The sequence below is a fragment of the Pseudomonas sp. SAS7 genome, from assembly GCF_052112345.1.
Lineage (GTDB): Bacteria > Pseudomonadota > Gammaproteobacteria > Pseudomonadales > Pseudomonadaceae > Aquipseudomonas > Aquipseudomonas putida_Q.
The window spans coordinates 12,491-26,927 of the sequence record NZ_JBEGGO010000013.1 but is presented as its reverse complement, the minus strand read 5'-3'; the positions used below and the strand labels follow the sequence as shown (position 1 = coordinate 26,927).

Below are 14,437 nucleotides of genomic sequence, written 5' to 3'. Positions count from 1 at the left end.
CAGCCACCGCTGCTAACCCGGTCACTGCATTTTGGCGCGGTCCGGGTAGGAGCGGCCTTGTGTCGCGATAGGGCCGCGTAGCGGCCCCGGCGATTCATGCGGCGAAGCTGATATCCTGGGGGCGCTTCGCACCCCTATCGCGACACAAGGCCGCTCCTACACAGATCGCACCACCACCACATAATGTGCCTATAAAATAAAAAGGCACAACATGTAGTGCCATCCGCTTTTTGTCGCTACACTCCTTCCCCGTAGCAACCGGCACAAGCCTGGTGAACGGACGCACGCAAAACCGGTCGAAAAAGTTACCCTCGCCCGCAACACATGCGCCCCGATCGAAGGTGAATTCCGGTATACTTTGCGCCCTCTGAAAAGAGCGCCATCCAATTGTCCTGGCCCCTCCCCGAGGCCTGGCCAGGTACAAGCCAGAACACATTCAGATGTAAACGAGAGTCAGCCTCTCGAGCTGTCCATTCGCCGTTACGGCCTTGCGTCAGGCATCACATTCTTAAAATCCAACCGGTTGCCCCAGGGCGACCCTCAAGCAGGAGCCAAACCATGCTGAGCTGGGACGAATTCGATAACGAAGACGGCGAAGTAGCCGCCAAAGGCAACACCCCTGCGCAGGCGGCTGCCGCCGCAACCCTCGACAAGCTCGACAGCGCAGGTGGTGCCGCCGCTCTGGAAGCTCGCGCTGCTACCGCTTCTGACTCCGAAGCCGTCAAACGTGCCAAGGCTGCCCTCGACGCCCTCGACGTGGCCGAAGGCCTGGCCGAGCTGGAAGGCTCCTCGGCCCGCGTTGCCGTAGATGAAAAGCGCATGATCAACTGCCGCGCCGACCTGAACCAGCTGGTACCGTTCAAGTACGACTGGGCCTGGCAGAAGTACCTGGACGGCTGCGCCAACCACTGGATGCCGCAAGAGGTCAACATGACCGCCGACATCGCCCTGTGGAAGAGCCAGGACGGCCTGACCGAAGACGAGCGTCGCATCGTCATGCGCAACCTGGGCTTCTTCTCCACCGCCGACTCGCTGGTTGCCAACAACCTGGCCCTGGCCGTGTACCGCCTGATCACCAACCCGGAGTGCCGCCAGTACATCCTGCGCCAGGCCTTCGAAGAAGCGATCCACACCCACGCCTACCAGTACTGCATCGAGTCGCTGGGCATGGATGAAGGCGAGATCTTCAACATGTACCACGAGATCCCGTCGGTCGCTAAAAAAGCCGCCTGGGGCCTGAAGTACACCCGCGCCATCTCCGACCCGGAATTCAACACCGGCACCGTCGAAACCGACAAAGAGCTGCTGCGCAACCTGATCGCCTACTACTGCGTACTGGAAGGCATCTTCTTCTACTGCGGCTTCACCCAGATCCTGTCCATGGGCCGCCGCAACAAGATGACCGGCGTTGCCGAGCAGTTTCAGTACATCCTGCGTGACGAGTCGATGCACCTGAACTTCGGTATCGACGTGATCAACCAGATCAAGATCGAAAACCCGCACCTGTGGGACGCGGCGATGAAGGAAGAAGCGACCCAGATGATCCTGCAAGGGACCCAGCTGGAGATCGAATACGCCCGTGACACCATGCCACGCGGCGTGCTGGGCATGAACGCGGCAATGATGGAGGACTACCTCAAGTTCATTGCTAACCGTCGTTTGACTCAGATTGGTTTGAAAGAAGAGTATCCGGGGACTACCAACCCGTTCCCATGGATGAGCGAGATCATGGACTTGAAGAAGGAGAAGAACTTCTTTGAGACGCGCGTGATTGAGTATCAGACCGGTGGTGCACTGAGCTGGGACTGATTGTCCGGGCTGAGTATCGAGAAGGCTGCCGATTGGCAGCCTTTTTTTATTGGTAGGGGAAAGGCGAACAGGACCCTTCCTACAAGGTTTTTCATTGTCACTTTTTTAGCGTCGCGATAACGTCTGTTGGCGCTTAAGAACGCTCACGCAGCGGAATCCCGTTCCCGTTAGAAACGGCTCTCCAAATCAGGATGGCCAAACATGGACAGTCTCCATAAACCTACGCTCTTCACCCGCTATAACCGCCCTCTCCACACCCTCTGGCTCGAATCCCAAGCCTGGTTCTGCGCCCACGAACTCGGCCGGCTGAGCGGTCACTTCTTCGACGAACACTGCATGCACAAGCTCGACCCGGACCAGTACCGCACTGTGCCGCTGCTGCGCTATGGCAAAAGCCAGGAGACCACCATTGTCAGTGAGTCCGGGGCCTATACCTTGTTGGCGCACCACCATGTGCCGGAGAACCGCCATTTGCGCTGGTGGCTGACACATGAGGTGGTGGCGGTGCTGCGTGATGCTCAGGCTGATACAGTGGACGATGCGCCGCGGCTGGGGCAGATGTGCTGGCCTGGTGGGCGGGGTGCTACTTTGCTGTATTGGCAGAGTGAGCCTTGGGTGAGGATGCGGGATATGCCGGTGGTGCTGGCCGGGGAAGTGGAGCTGCCGGGGCCGGTGGAGAAGCGCAAGTTGAGTTGGCGGGAGTGTGCGCAGCGGGCGCTGCGGATGCATGGGGTTTAGCGGGCCGTTTTTTGCCTGTGCTGGCCTCTTCGCGGGTGAACCCGCTCCCACAAAAGACTTCGTTTGCTGGCAATTGCGGTTAGCCGGTCAAAAGCGGGGGAGCGGGTTAATGCCAGTCAGTTAAGCCAATCGGGGCTGCTGCGCAGCCCATCGCCGGCAAGCCAGCTCCCACACCGACCGCATCGCACTCAAGCCATGAGCTGTACCTGTGGGAGCCCGGCTTGCCGGCGATGGGGCGCAAAGCGGCCCCAGTTTTCCTGACTGATTGGCATTAGAGGTCACCCGCGAACGCCGGCAAAGCCGGTGCCGTACATCGAGTCAGATTCTATAGGTCATCCAGTTGGACCTTCACGCGCAGCGGGGAAGCGAGACGCTCATTTACAAACGCGATGAGGTCTTCATCTTCCTCGGCCATGCTGGCTGGCCCGAAAGGCAACTTGCCCTGCTCTGCTACATATTGCAGAACCTGGTGCATGAGTTCGGAGGGGGTTACACCGAGACGCTCTAGCTCTTCGTAGGCGCGGGCTTTGAGCTCGTCGTCGATGCAGATGTTGATGGACGCCATGGTTCGACGTTCGAGAAAAGAAGAGGCCCCGCCCACGCCGACAAGAGGGGTACGGCACAACGAGGTGCCGGGACTGGACATGCCAGTCTACGTGGTCGAGGGCGAGGCCAGATCTGAAGATAGCGCAGGATTCCGGCAGGGTCCACAGGCGATTGGATTGAATTTGTAAACCATGCCCCCGGTTTACGATGTAAATGATGTCTCTGGTCGTACACCGCGAAGCAGGCAACGCGGTAAGCCTGGTTCTGCGCCCACGAACTTGGCCGTCTGAGCAGTCACTTCTTCGACGAACACTGCATGCCCCGTTGCGCAATGCCGGGGCACCCATAGTTGTCACGTCTCGAAACTGAACACCGCTCGAATGTGATTCGAACCTTCATTCAAAATGAGAGCGAAACCATAGCTCATGATCAACTCTGCTGGCGACCGTGCCTCGGATAGATATTTACCAAGGAGGCGGGCTTGACCGGTCAGCAGTATTTCCCACCATTGGTGGTTGCCAACGAGCGCATTGACCTCTCACACCTGAGTCCATTCACACTGCTTGTCGAGAGTCGATTGGCCAAGCGCAAGCTGCGCGTGCATGTGACCTTCTCAAATCACTGCTTCAGCAGGAGCTACACTCAGGCTAGCTCGCCTGAATGCCAAGTAATTGTTGACCAGAGTGCACCGCGACTGCGTGCCTTCTGCCCGATTCGATTTCGCCTTTCCCTGCAGTTGCCACAGCTGATCAAGACACTGAACCATCCGCAGGCAAAGGTCCTAGAAACGTCCACAGAGCGCAATTGGTGTTACTCGATCACGATCGACGACCCGGAGGGACCGTACCATGTCTTTTTTGAGATACGCCGCGCTTCGAAGCAAAGACGGCAATGGCAGGACCTGCAGCTAGTGGTGGAGAGTGCCTATCACCAGAGTGACAAAGCAGCGCCTAACCTGAAAGGTGTGATGGGCTTTGTCTTGCTCTGCGGCAAGGTTTATCTGGGCAAAGCGGTCTCGACCAAACGCTGACCCGCCGAGCTTGCATGAACGAAAAAGGCGCCATGGGCGCCTTTTCGTATTGGTAAAGCAGATCCGGATACCACTTCGGCTGCGCCTCGGCTCGCCTTGCGCGAGCACCCTTTCGGGCTAGGGAACGCTCAATCTCATCCGGTCAGTCGTTCCGCAGTTGCCAGATAATGTTCCACTATCTGTGGAAATTGATCAAGTCTGGCGAGACAGGAAGTAACAAACGTAAGGCTGGCATGCTTTAACGACCGGTAAACCAAAAAAGAGGCCCGCCCACGCCGACAAATGGGGTACGGCACAGCTGTTGGAATAGTGCCTAAGACTACCTTAGTCGTAGTATGTCTCTAGAGCGCTCACAGTAGAGCTTCTATAGCCCGATTCTTGCCATCTTACCCCTAAATTGCTCAGCCATCAGGCGTTGACAGCCCGCCTCCCCCTTGCTAATAATCGCGCACAGTTGTACGACAACACATAACAAAAACAACAATCAGTGGACGATTCCATGTCGACACCCATCCCGCTCCACCCACGTCTGTTGCACACCCCTCTTCGCCCGGCCAGCTCGCGTACACCTGCCAGTACGTAGCGACGGGTTACCGCGCATTCACCCCTGGCCCTGACCGGCCCGTTAACTACCCGCCCCTGCCGCAGGCCGCTTGTGCGTGCCCGGTGGACGGGCTGCCATACCCCTCGGGAGCACAACAATAATGAGAATCTGCCATACCCTTCCTTTCGCCCTGCTTGGCGCCGGGGTCATCGCCGGCCTGCCGGGCACCAGCCTGGCTGCGGGCTTTGTCGAGGACAGCAAGGCCACGCTCGGGCTGCGCAACTTCTACATCAACCGCAACTTCACCAACCCCAGCAACCCGCAGAGCAAGGCCGAGGAATGGACGCAAAGCTTCATTCTCGATGCACGTTCAGGGTTCACCGAAGGCCCGATCGGGTTTGGCGTGGATGTGCTGGGGCTGTGGTCGGTCAAGCTCGATGGCGGCGGCGGTACCTATGGCACGGCGTTGCTGCCACGCCATGACGATGGCAAGCCGGCAGATGACTATGGGCGCCTGGCAGTGGCGGGCAAGGCGCGGATCTCCAAGACCGAGCTGAAGATCGGTGAGTGGATGCCGGTGCTGCCGATTCTACGCTCAGACGACGGTCGCTCGTTGCCGCAGACGTTCCGTGGCGGGCAGGTCACCTCCAATGAAATCGCTGGGCTGACCCTGTATGGCGGCCAGTTCCGCGGCAACAGCCCGCGTAACGACGCCAGCATGGAAGACATGAGCTACGGCGCTGGCGTGTCGGACCGGTTCAACTTCGTCGGCGGCGAGTACAAGTTCAACCAGGACCGCACGCTGGTAGGGCTGTGGAATGCGGTACTGAAGGACGTGTACCAGCAGCAATACCTGCAACTGAGCCACAGCCAGCCGGTGGGTGACTGGACCCTGGGTGCCAACCTGGGCTACTTCCATGGCGATGAGGACGGCTCCGAACGCGCCGGCGAACTGGACAACAAGACCTACTCGGGAATGTTCTCCGCCAAGTACGGCGGCAGCACGTTCTGGGTGGGGCTGCAGAAAGTGGATGGGGATACCTGGATGCGGGTCAACGGCACCAGTGGCGGCACCTTGGCCAACGATAGTTACAACTCCAGCTTCGACAATGCCAACGAGCGCTCGTGGCAAGTGCGTCATGACTTCAACTTTGTCACCGTCGGGGTACCGGGGCTGACCTTGATGAACCGCTATATCAGCGGGCGCGATGTGCACAGCGGGGTGGTGACCGATGGCAAAGAGTGGGTGCGTGAGACGGAGCTGGCGTACGTGATCCAGAGCGGGGCATTCAAGGACCTGAGCGTGAAATGGCGAAATTCGTCGATTCGGCGGGATTACAGCAATAACGAGTTCGATGAGAACCGGTTGATCTTCAACTACCCGCTGTCGCTGCTGTAAAGCTTGACGCCGGCCCTTGTAGGAGCGGCCTTGTGTCGCGATCGGGGAGCGAAGCGCCCCCCAGGATCTTGGCCTTAACGCGAGGTTGCCGGGGCCGCTTTGCGGCCCTTTCGCGACACAAGGCCGCTCCTACAAGGACCGCGCATAACGCCAAACAGTCAGCGAGTTGTCATTGACAACAGCCGAACCCACCGCCAATAATCAGCAAAGTCATACGACAACCTACAACAATTAACAACAAGAGCCGGCCATGACCACTACCCCCCTCAATCGCCTGCTGCTCACCGGAGCCGCAGGCGGCCTGGGCAAGGTCCTTCGCGAACGCCTGCAAGGCTACGCCGAGGTCCTGCGCCTTTCCGACATCAGCGAAATGGCCCCTGCTGCGGGCCCACATGAAGAAGTCATCACCTGCGACCTGGCCGACAAGGCTGCGGTACATGCCTTGGTCGAAGGCGTGGATGCCATCATCCACTTCGGCGGCGTGTCCACCGAGCATTCCTTCGAAGACATCCTCGGGCCAAACATCTGCGGCGTGTTCCATGTTTACGAGGCCGCACGCAAGCATGGCGTGAAGCGCATCATCTTCGCCAGCTCCAACCACACCATCGGTTTCTACCGCCAGGACGAGCGCATCGACGCCCACTCGCCGCGCCGCCCCGACAGCTACTACGGCCTGTCCAAGTGCTACGGCGAGGATGTAGCCAGTTTCTACTTCGATCGCTACGGCATCGAGACCGTCAGCATTCGCATCGGCTCTTCGTTCCCCCAGCCCCAGAACCCTCGCATGCTCTGCACGTGGCTGAGCTATGACGATCTGGTGCAGCTTATCGAGCGAGGGTTGTTCACGCCCGACGTTGGCCACACCATCGTCTACGGCGCCTCCGATAACCGCACCGTGTGGTGGGACAACCGCTATGCCGAGCACCTTGGCTATGAGCCCAAGGACAGCTCCGAGCGCTTCCGCGCCGCTGTGGAAGCCCAACCGGCGCCCGCCGCGGATGACCCGAGCATGGTCTACCAGGGCGGCGCCTTCGCCGTGGCCGGCCCGTTCAACTGAACCCACGCACGCCAGGAGGCACGGCCATGAACTGTGAACTGATCGTCGACGCCCGCAACGGCACCGGCGAAAGCCCCGTGTGGCACCCCAGCGAACAGGCCCTGTACTGGGTCGACATCCCCGCCCGCCAACTGCACCGCTGGCAGGCGGCCGATGGCAAGCACCAGGTTTGGCAGGGCAACGAGATGCTGGCCTGCATCGCCCGCAGCGGCCAGGGCTGGGTCGCCGGCATGGAAAGCGGCATCTTCCAGCTGCAGCCCAAGCCCGATGGCAGCCTTGATAAGCGCCTGCTCAGCAGCGTGCCGCACGCCCAGGCCGGCATGCGCTTCAACGATGGCCGCTGCGACCGCCAGGGCCGCTTCTGGGCCGGCACCATGCTGCTGGACATGCAGCAAGGTGCCCACGTGGGTGCGCTGTACCGGCATGATGGAGAAGGCCAGCTGCACCTGCAGCAAGATGGCATGATCGTACCCAACGGCCTGGCCTTCAGCCCCGACGGCACGCGCATGTACCTGTCCGACTCGCACCCCAACGTGCAGAAGGTCTGGGCTTTCGACTACGACATCGACAGCGGCACGCCTCATAACAAGCGGCTGTTCGTCGACATGCGCGGCTACCCTGGGCGCCCCGACGGCGCCGCTATCGACCAGGATGGCTGCTACTGGATCTGCGGCAACGACGCCGGGCAAGTTCACCGTTTCACCCCTGACGGGCGCCTCGACCGCTCGCTCAGCGTGCCGGTGAAAAAGCCGGCAATGTGCGCCTTTGGTGGCGCCAACCTCGACACCCTTTACGTCACCTCGATCCGCCCCACAGGCACAGACCTCAGTGACCAGCCCCTGGCGGGCGGGGTATTTGCCCTCAACCCTGACACCAAGGGCCTGGAGGAACCTGCCTACCGGGGCTGATGCCCTCTGCCGCGCCCACACTTGCACACACGAAACCGGATAATAAAAACCACGGAGTTTCATCATGACGTTCAAACGCAAGCTGCTCCTTGCCGTACTCCCGTTCGCCTTCAGCGTGGCCATGCCCGCCTCGGCACTGGACATCAAGTTCGCCGAAATCCACCCGGCCGGCTACCCGACCGTGGTCGCCGAGCAGAACATGGGCAAAAAACTCGAGCACGCCAGCAACGGCGACATCACCTTCAAGATGTTCGCTGGCGGTGTGCTGGGCTCGGAGAAGGAGGTGATCGAACAGGCGCAGATCGGTGCCGTGCAGATGACCCGCGTCAGCTTAGGGATCGTCGGCCCGGTAGTACCGGATGTGAACGTGTTCAACATGCCGTTCGTGTTCCGCGATCATGAACACATGCGCAAGATCATCGACGGCGAGATCGGCCAGGAAATCCTCGACAAGATCACCAACTCCGACTTCAACCTGGTGGCCCTGGCCTGGATGGACGGCGGCTCGCGCAGCATCTATACGAAAAAACCGGTACGCAGCCTGGAAGACCTCAAGGGCATGAAGATTCGCGTACAGGGCAACCCGCTGTTCATCGACATGATGAACGCCATGGGCGGCAACGGCATCGCCATGGACACCGGGGAAATCTTCAGCGCCCTGCAAACCGGCGTGATCGATGGCGCCGAGAACAACCCGCCCACCTTGCTTGAGCACAACCATTTCCAGAGCGCCAAGTACTACACCCTGACCGGCCACCTGATCCTGCCGGAACCCGTGGTGATGTCCAAGACCACCTGGAACAAGCTCAGCCCCGAGCAGCAGGCGTTGGTGAAGAAGGTGGCGCGTGAAGCACAGATGGAAGAGCGCGCACTGTGGGACGCCAAGTCTGCCGCCAGCGAAGAGAAGCTCAAGGCCGCTGGTGTCGAGTTCATTACTGTCGACAAGAAGCCTTTCTATGACGCCACCGCCTCCGTACGGGAAAAATACGGCGCGCCGTACGCCGACCTGATGAAGCGTATCGACGCCGTCCAGTAACAGCGGCCCCAGCCCAATCGACCTCGGCAGAGCGGCGCCCGCCGCCCTGCCGCTTTGGTGATGCCCATGAAAAACCTCTTCCTGCGTGTGAACGACACGCTGTACCGCGCCTGTATCTGGATCGCCGGCCTGTCGATCCTGACCATGACGCTGATCATTCCCTGGGGCATCTTTGCCCGTTACGTGCTCGGTACCGGCTCCAGCTGGCCGGAGCCGGTGGCCATCCTGCTGATGGTGGTGTTCACCTTCGTCGGCGCCGCTGCCAGCTACCGGGCCGGGGCGCACATGGCGGTGGCGATGATCACCGATCGCCTGCCACCGCTGCAGCGCAGCATGGTCGCGCTACTGGTGCAAGTACTGATGATCCTGGTGTGCGTGTTCATGACCTACTACGGCACCAAGCTGTGCATCACTACCTGGAACCAGTTTCTGGCATCCCTGCCGGGTGTGCGGGTGGGCATGACCTATGCGCCGATCCCGGTCGGTGGCGTGCTGACCCTGGTCTTTGTGCTGGAAAAACTCCTGATGGGCGACCAGAGCCACCGCAAGGTGGTGCGTTTCGACCACGTAGAAGAAAGCGAAGGAGCGGCATAAATGGATGCGTTCATTCTGTTGGGCAGTTTCATTGCACTCATCCTGCTGGGCATGCCGGTGGCCTACGCCCTGGGCCTGTCGGCGCTGATCGGCGCCTGGTGGATCGACATCCCGCTGCAGGCGATGATGATCCAGGTGGCCAGTGGGGTTAACAAGTTCTCGCTGCTGGCCATTCCATTCTTCGTGCTGGCCGGCGCGATCATGGCCGAAGGCGGTATGTCACGGCGGCTGGTGGCCTTTGCCGGGGTGCTGGTGGGCTTCGTGCGTGGCGGCCTGTCGCTGGTCAACATCATGGCCTCGACCTTCTTTGGCGCGATTTCCGGCTCGTCGGTGGCCGACACCGCCTCGGTGGGCTCGGTACTGATCCCGGAGATGGAGCGCAAAGGCTACCCGCGTGAATTCTCCACCGCCGTGACCGTCAGTGGCTCGGTGCAGGCGCTGCTGACCCCGCCCAGCCACAACTCGGTGCTGTACTCGCTGGCGGCGGGCGGCACGGTATCCATTGCCTCACTGTTCATGGCGGGTGTGATGCCCGGGTTGCTGCTGAGCGCAGTCATGATGGGGCTGTGCCTTATCTTCGCGAAAAAGCGCAACTACCCCAAAGGCGAAGTGATCCCGCTGCGCCAGGCATTGAAAATTGCCGGTGAGGCGCTGTGGGGCCTGATGGCCATGGTCATCATCCTCGGCGGCATCCTGTCGGGCGTGTTCACCGCGACCGAATCGGCAGCCGTGGCGGTGGTGTGGTCATTCTTCGTGACCATGTTCATCTACCGCGACTACAAGTGGCGCGACCTGCCCAAGCTGATGCACCGCACGGTACGGACCATCTCCATCGTGATGATCCTGATCGGCTTTGCCGCCAGCTTCGGCTACGTGATGACGCTGATGCAGATCCCGTCGAAGATCACCACGGCGTTCCTGACCCTGTCGGACAACCGCTACGTGATCCTGATGTGCATCAACTTCATGCTGTTGCTGCTGGGCACGGTGATGGACATGGCGCCGTTGATCCTGATCCTCACGCCGATCCTGCTGCCGGTGATTACCGGTATTGGTGTGGACCCGGTGCACTTCGGCATGATCATGCTGGTGAACCTGGGGATCGGGCTGATAACGCCACCGGTGGGCGCCGTGCTGTTCGTGGGGTCGGCCATCGGCAAGGTGAGCATCGAGTCGACAGTGAAGGCGCTGCTGCCGTTCTACCTGGCGCTGTTCCTGGTGCTGATGGCGGTGACTTACATTCCGGCCATCTCCCTGTGGCTGCCTAGCGTGGTGCTGTAACGGCATTTGCGGGGGCCTGTAGGAGCGGCCTTGTGTCGCGAAAGGGCCGCGAAGCGGCCCCAGCAACATCAGCGTTGACGCCGAAATCCTGGGGCCGCTTTGCGCCCCTTTCGCGACACAAGGCCGCTCCTACAGGGACCGCGCGGCTGCTAGCCAATCTTTTCTGCAAATGGATCCTGCACATGGCTGTTCCCTCCTCGGCTGTACCTCTATTCCCGCGCAAACTGGCCATCGCCCTGCTCGCCCTGCTGGCCTGTTCATTCGCCGGCAACCACATCGCCGCGCGCATCGCCTTCGATGACGGCACCGGCGTGCTGCTGGCGATTCTCTGCCGCTCAGGCATCACCTTGCTGGTACTGGCCTGCCTGCTGTTGTGGCAACGCCAGGCGCTGGGCCTGCCGGCAGGCACCCGGCACTGGCAGCTGCTGCTGGGCCTGCTGATCGCCACCCAAAGCCTGTGCCTGTACTCGGCGGTGGCGCGCATTCCGGTAGCCCTGGCGCTGCTGGTGGGCAACACTTTCCCGATGCTGCTGGCGCTGCTTACCTGGGCGCTGGGCGGCGCACGCCCCACGGGCCGCACTGTGCTGTTCATGGGCCTGATCCTGTGCGGCCTGGTGCTGGCGCTGGATGTGCCGGCACGCCTTGCCGACAGCGGCACGGCCAACCCGCACTGGGCGCTAGGGGTCGGCCTGGCCTTCGGCGCCGCCTGTGCCTTCGCCTGCGCCTTGTGGATCACCGACCACAAACTGGCCAGCGTGCGCGGCCCCGTGCGCAGCCTGCTGACCTTGCTGATCGTGTTCTCCAGCATGCTGGTTGCAGGCGCAAGCGGCGTGATGCCGTCCGGCTTGTCACTGCCGGGCAGCAGCAGTGGCTGGGTGGCTTTAGCCAGCCTGGTGGTGCTGTATGGCCTGGCCTTCACCTTGCTATTCGTGTGTGTGCCAAGGCTGAACATGGCGCAGAACGCACCGGTGATGAACGTCGAACCCATCGCCACGCTGCTGCTGGGCTGGGCCTTGCTCGACCAGCAGCTCGGCACCCTGCAATTACTCGGCGGTGCCGTGGTGGTGTGCGGCATCGTGCTGCTCACCTACCGTCGGGCCAGTTGATTGTTCATTTGAAAGGAGCCTTGAATGGCTGTGACCGAACTGCACCTGCAAGACCACCTGACCCGCCTGAGCCTGGCTCCGGAGCTGGGCGCCAGCCTGGTCAACTGGGAAGTGAAAGCGACCGGGCAAGCGCTGCTACGCCATTCTGACCCGGCCGCGCTGGCCAGCGGCACCCCACGACGCCTGGCCTGTTACCCGTTGGCGCCATGGTCCAACCGCATTGCCGAGGGTGGCTTTGCCCGGCCGGAAGGCTGGCAGGCATTGGCGCCCAATACCGGCCATGACCCTTACCCGATTCATGGCAGTGCCTGGCAACAGGCCTGGCAGGTAGAACACCACAGTGAACGACGGGCCCGGTTGACGCTGGACAGTTCAGTGCCGTTTGCCTACCAAGCCACGCTGGATATGCACCTGCAGGATGGCTGCCTGAGCCTGGACCTGCATGTGACGCACCTGGATGAGCCGGCTACCTGGTATGGGTTGGGGTTGCATCCTTACTTCCCGCGGTATCCCGATACCCAGCTGTATGCAGTGGCGCGCAAGGTATGGCTGGCGGAGGACGGGCGGTTGCCGTCGTACCAGGCCGAGGTACCTGAGCAGTGGTGTTTCAATGCCATGGGGCGTCTGCCTGAGACGGTGGTTGATCACGCCTTCAGCGGCTGGCCCGGGGAGTGTGTGATCGAACAGCCAAGCGCGGGTTATCGACTGGCCTGCAGTGCCAGCGGGGCTGAACACTTTTTGCTGTTTTGCCCGCAGGGCCAAAGGTTTTTCTGCTTTGAACCGGTAAGCCACCCGGTCAATGCGCATCACCTGCCAGGGCGGCCGGGGTTGCGCTTGTTGCAGCAGGGGGAAGGAATGAGCCTGGGGTTCAGGATGCAGTATCGACCCCTTTGATTATGTTGCCTTGATTGGGGCTGCGCAGCAGCCCCTAAATTTCAAGCCTTATGCCAATGCCCCGGTCGGGTTCGCCATCGGCGTGACCGAAGGCTCGCCACGCACCTCCCGCGCCACCTTCCACACCAGCACTGCCGCCACGATATCGAACGCCGCCAGCACCACGAACAGCGGGCTGTAGCCAATCTGCGTGACCAGAATGCCGAACACCAGGGTGAACACCGCCGCCCCCAAGTACCCGCACATGCCACCCATGCCCGTCGCTGTGGCCACCTGGTCCTTGCTGAACGAGTCCGAGGTGATGGAGTACAGCGCCCCCGACAGTGTCTGGTGGGCAAACCCGCCAATGCACAGCAACAGGATCGCCATGTACGGGCTCTCCACAAGGCCGATGCAGGCCGGGCCGATCATGCAACTGGCACCGAACACCAGCACCATCTTGCGCGAGGTGAACAGCGACACCTTGAAGTAGCGGTGGAACAGCGGGCTCAGATACCCGCCCAGCACACAGCCGATATCGGCAGCCAGGAACGGCAGCCAGGCGAACATCGCCACTTCCTTGATGTTCATGTGCCGCTCGGTCATCAGGTACAGCGGAATCCAGGCGTTGAAGGTTTGCCAGGCCGGCTCGGAGAGGATCCGCGCCGAAGCGATGGCGTAGAAGTTGCGGGCCTTGAAGATGCGCTTCCACGCGCCCTTCTCGCGGCTGTCCTGTTTGAAGTGCGCTTCCTGCCCGGCCAGGATGTAGTCGCGCTCCTCATCACTCAGGCGCTTCTGGTCACGCGGGTGCTTGTACAACAGCATCCACAGCAGGGTCCAGACAATGCCGGAGACACCAACGATAACGAACGCCAGCTGCCAGCCACTGTGCAGGATCGCCCACACCACCAGCGGCGGCGCCAGCAAGGCGCCGAGCGACGAGCCGATATTGAACCAGCCGATCGCCACCGAGCGCTCCTTGGCCGGGAACCATTCGGTGGTTGCCTTGACCCCGGCCGGCAAGCCGGCGGCTTCGGTCATGCCCAGCAGCCCGCGCATAAAGGCCATGCTCTGCCAGCCGGTGGCCAGGGCCGCGCCAGCACAGGCCAGCGACCAGGCCATGGCGAACACGGCAAACCCCAGCTTGGTGCCGATGAAATCGATGAACCAGCCGGCTACCGGCTGCATGAGGGCATAGCACACCTGCCAACTGGCAACGATCTTGGCGTATTGCTCGGTACTGATGGAGAGGTCGGTCATCAAGGTGGGGGCGGCCACCGAGAGGGTGTTGCGGGCGAGGTAGTTGACGACGAGCCCAGCCGTGACAAGGCTGACCATCCACCAACGGATGCCTTTCATCTTCATGGTTCACCTGAGTTTCTTGTTTTTAGTGTGGCGAGCGATTGGCGCGAACACCGGCAGCGGTATTTGCGACAAATTGTTTCAGGCGAAAGAGTGCCACGTCATAGGTCGTCGTACAACACTTATTATTTCTTGATGTTTCACCCTTCGTTGT

At 61.2% G+C, this 14,437-nt stretch carries 13 protein-coding genes; 11 read left to right on the top strand and 2 right to left on the bottom strand.

Annotation, left to right across the window (positions count from 1 at the left end):
• Nucleotides 1-558 precede the first annotated feature (558 nt).
• A complete protein-coding gene (locus tag ABI582_RS20210) occupies nucleotides 559-1,809 on the top strand; it encodes a ribonucleotide-diphosphate reductase subunit beta (protein WP_016498293.1) in 1,251 nt (416 codons plus the stop codon).
• 201 nt (nucleotides 1,810-2,010) lie between these two features.
• Nucleotides 2,011-2,547, top strand: coding sequence for a BRO-N domain-containing protein (locus ABI582_RS20205; protein WP_442120096.1), 537 nt, complete (start codon nucleotides 2,011-2,013; stop codon nucleotides 2,545-2,547).
• Between the two features lie 325 nt (nucleotides 2,548-2,872).
• Here the strand turns inward: ABI582_RS20205 and ABI582_RS20200 are convergent, their stop codons facing one another.
• Nucleotides 2,873-3,112, bottom strand: coding sequence for a type II toxin-antitoxin system RelB/DinJ family antitoxin (locus ABI582_RS20200; RefSeq protein WP_442120162.1), 240 nt, complete (start codon nucleotides 3,110-3,112; stop codon nucleotides 2,873-2,875).
• Nucleotides 3,113-3,574: 462 nt separating this feature from the next.
• Between ABI582_RS20200 and ABI582_RS20195 the strand changes: the two genes are divergently transcribed.
• The 9 genes from ABI582_RS20195 (at nucleotide 3,575) to ABI582_RS20155 (ending at nucleotide 12,942) form a co-directional block, all read left to right on the top strand.
• Complete coding sequence (locus ABI582_RS20195) at nucleotides 3,575-4,123, top strand: hypothetical protein (RefSeq protein ID WP_368978747.1); 549 nt, start codon at nucleotides 3,575-3,577, stop codon at nucleotides 4,121-4,123.
• A gap of 704 nt (nucleotides 4,124-4,827) precedes the next feature.
• Nucleotides 4,828-6,066, top strand: a complete 1,239-nt coding sequence (locus ABI582_RS20190) for an OprD family porin (RefSeq protein WP_232861819.1) — start codon at nucleotides 4,828-4,830, stop codon at nucleotides 6,064-6,066.
• A gap of 250 nt (nucleotides 6,067-6,316) precedes the next feature.
• Nucleotides 6,317-7,123, top strand: a complete 807-nt coding sequence (locus ABI582_RS20185) for an NAD-dependent epimerase/dehydratase family protein (protein WP_442120095.1) — start codon at nucleotides 6,317-6,319, stop codon at nucleotides 7,121-7,123.
• Between the two features lie 26 nt (nucleotides 7,124-7,149).
• The gene (locus tag ABI582_RS20180; RefSeq protein ID WP_442120094.1) at nucleotides 7,150-8,031 is read left to right on the top strand and encodes a glucurono-1,5-lactonase; all 882 of its coding nucleotides are present in this window, start codon (nucleotides 7,150-7,152) and stop codon (nucleotides 8,029-8,031) included.
• Nucleotides 8,032-8,095: 64 nt separating this feature from the next.
• Nucleotides 8,096-9,067 (top strand): TRAP transporter substrate-binding protein, encoded by a 972-nt coding sequence (locus ABI582_RS20175; protein WP_442120093.1) that lies wholly within the window; start codon nucleotides 8,096-8,098, stop codon nucleotides 9,065-9,067.
• A gap of 66 nt (nucleotides 9,068-9,133) precedes the next feature.
• The gene (locus ABI582_RS20170) at nucleotides 9,134-9,661 is read left to right on the top strand and encodes a TRAP transporter small permease (protein ID WP_063424754.1); all 528 of its coding nucleotides are present in this window, start codon (nucleotides 9,134-9,136) and stop codon (nucleotides 9,659-9,661) included.
• The gene (locus tag ABI582_RS20165) at nucleotides 9,662-10,942 is read left to right on the top strand and encodes a TRAP transporter large permease (protein WP_019472239.1); all 1,281 of its coding nucleotides are present in this window, start codon (nucleotides 9,662-9,664) and stop codon (nucleotides 10,940-10,942) included.
• 182 nt (nucleotides 10,943-11,124) lie between these two features.
• Nucleotides 11,125-12,048 carry an EamA family transporter gene (locus ABI582_RS20160; protein WP_138737779.1) on the top strand — a complete coding sequence of 308 codons (924 nt, stop codon included), beginning with the start codon at nucleotides 11,125-11,127 and terminating at the stop codon, nucleotides 12,046-12,048.
• A 24-nt stretch (nucleotides 12,049-12,072) separates the two neighbouring features.
• Nucleotides 12,073-12,942, top strand: a complete 870-nt coding sequence (locus tag ABI582_RS20155; protein WP_442120092.1) for an aldose 1-epimerase — start codon at nucleotides 12,073-12,075, stop codon at nucleotides 12,940-12,942.
• Nucleotides 12,943-12,990: 48 nt separating this feature from the next.
• Here the strand turns inward: ABI582_RS20155 and ABI582_RS20150 are convergent, their stop codons facing one another.
• A complete protein-coding gene (locus ABI582_RS20150; RefSeq protein ID WP_019472242.1) occupies nucleotides 12,991-14,286 on the bottom strand; it encodes an MFS transporter in 1,296 nt (431 codons plus the stop codon).
• Nucleotides 14,287-14,437 lie beyond the last annotated feature (151 nt).

What these genes read in the sequence shown, in the direction of transcription:
- ABI582_RS20205 (WP_442120096.1), top strand. Translation starts at nt 2,011, where the DNA reads ATGGACAGTCTCCATAAACCTACGCTCTTCACCCGCTATAACCGCCCT.
- ABI582_RS20160 (WP_138737779.1), top strand. Translation starts at nt 11,125, where the DNA reads ATGGCTGTTCCCTCCTCGGCTGTACCTCTATTCCCGCGCAAACTGGCC.
- ABI582_RS20185 (WP_442120095.1), top strand. Translation starts at nt 6,317, where the DNA reads ATGACCACTACCCCCCTCAATCGCCTGCTGCTCACCGGAGCCGCAGGC.
- ABI582_RS20210 (WP_016498293.1), top strand. Translation starts at nt 559, where the DNA reads ATGCTGAGCTGGGACGAATTCGATAACGAAGACGGCGAAGTAGCCGCC.
- ABI582_RS20170 (WP_063424754.1), top strand. Translation starts at nt 9,134, where the DNA reads ATGAAAAACCTCTTCCTGCGTGTGAACGACACGCTGTACCGCGCCTGT.
- ABI582_RS20200 (WP_442120162.1), bottom strand. Translation starts at nt 3,112, where the DNA reads ATGGCGTCCATCAACATCTGCATCGACGACGAGCTCAAAGCCCGCGCC.
- ABI582_RS20150 (WP_019472242.1), bottom strand. Translation starts at nt 14,286, where the DNA reads ATGAAGATGAAAGGCATCCGTTGGTGGATGGTCAGCCTTGTCACGGCT.
- ABI582_RS20190 (WP_232861819.1), top strand. Translation starts at nt 4,828, where the DNA reads ATGAGAATCTGCCATACCCTTCCTTTCGCCCTGCTTGGCGCCGGGGTC.
- ABI582_RS20180 (WP_442120094.1), top strand. Translation starts at nt 7,150, where the DNA reads ATGAACTGTGAACTGATCGTCGACGCCCGCAACGGCACCGGCGAAAGC.
- ABI582_RS20155 (WP_442120092.1), top strand. Translation starts at nt 12,073, where the DNA reads ATGGCTGTGACCGAACTGCACCTGCAAGACCACCTGACCCGCCTGAGC.
- ABI582_RS20165 (WP_019472239.1), top strand. Translation starts at nt 9,662, where the DNA reads ATGGATGCGTTCATTCTGTTGGGCAGTTTCATTGCACTCATCCTGCTG.
- ABI582_RS20175 (WP_442120093.1), top strand. Translation starts at nt 8,096, where the DNA reads ATGACGTTCAAACGCAAGCTGCTCCTTGCCGTACTCCCGTTCGCCTTC.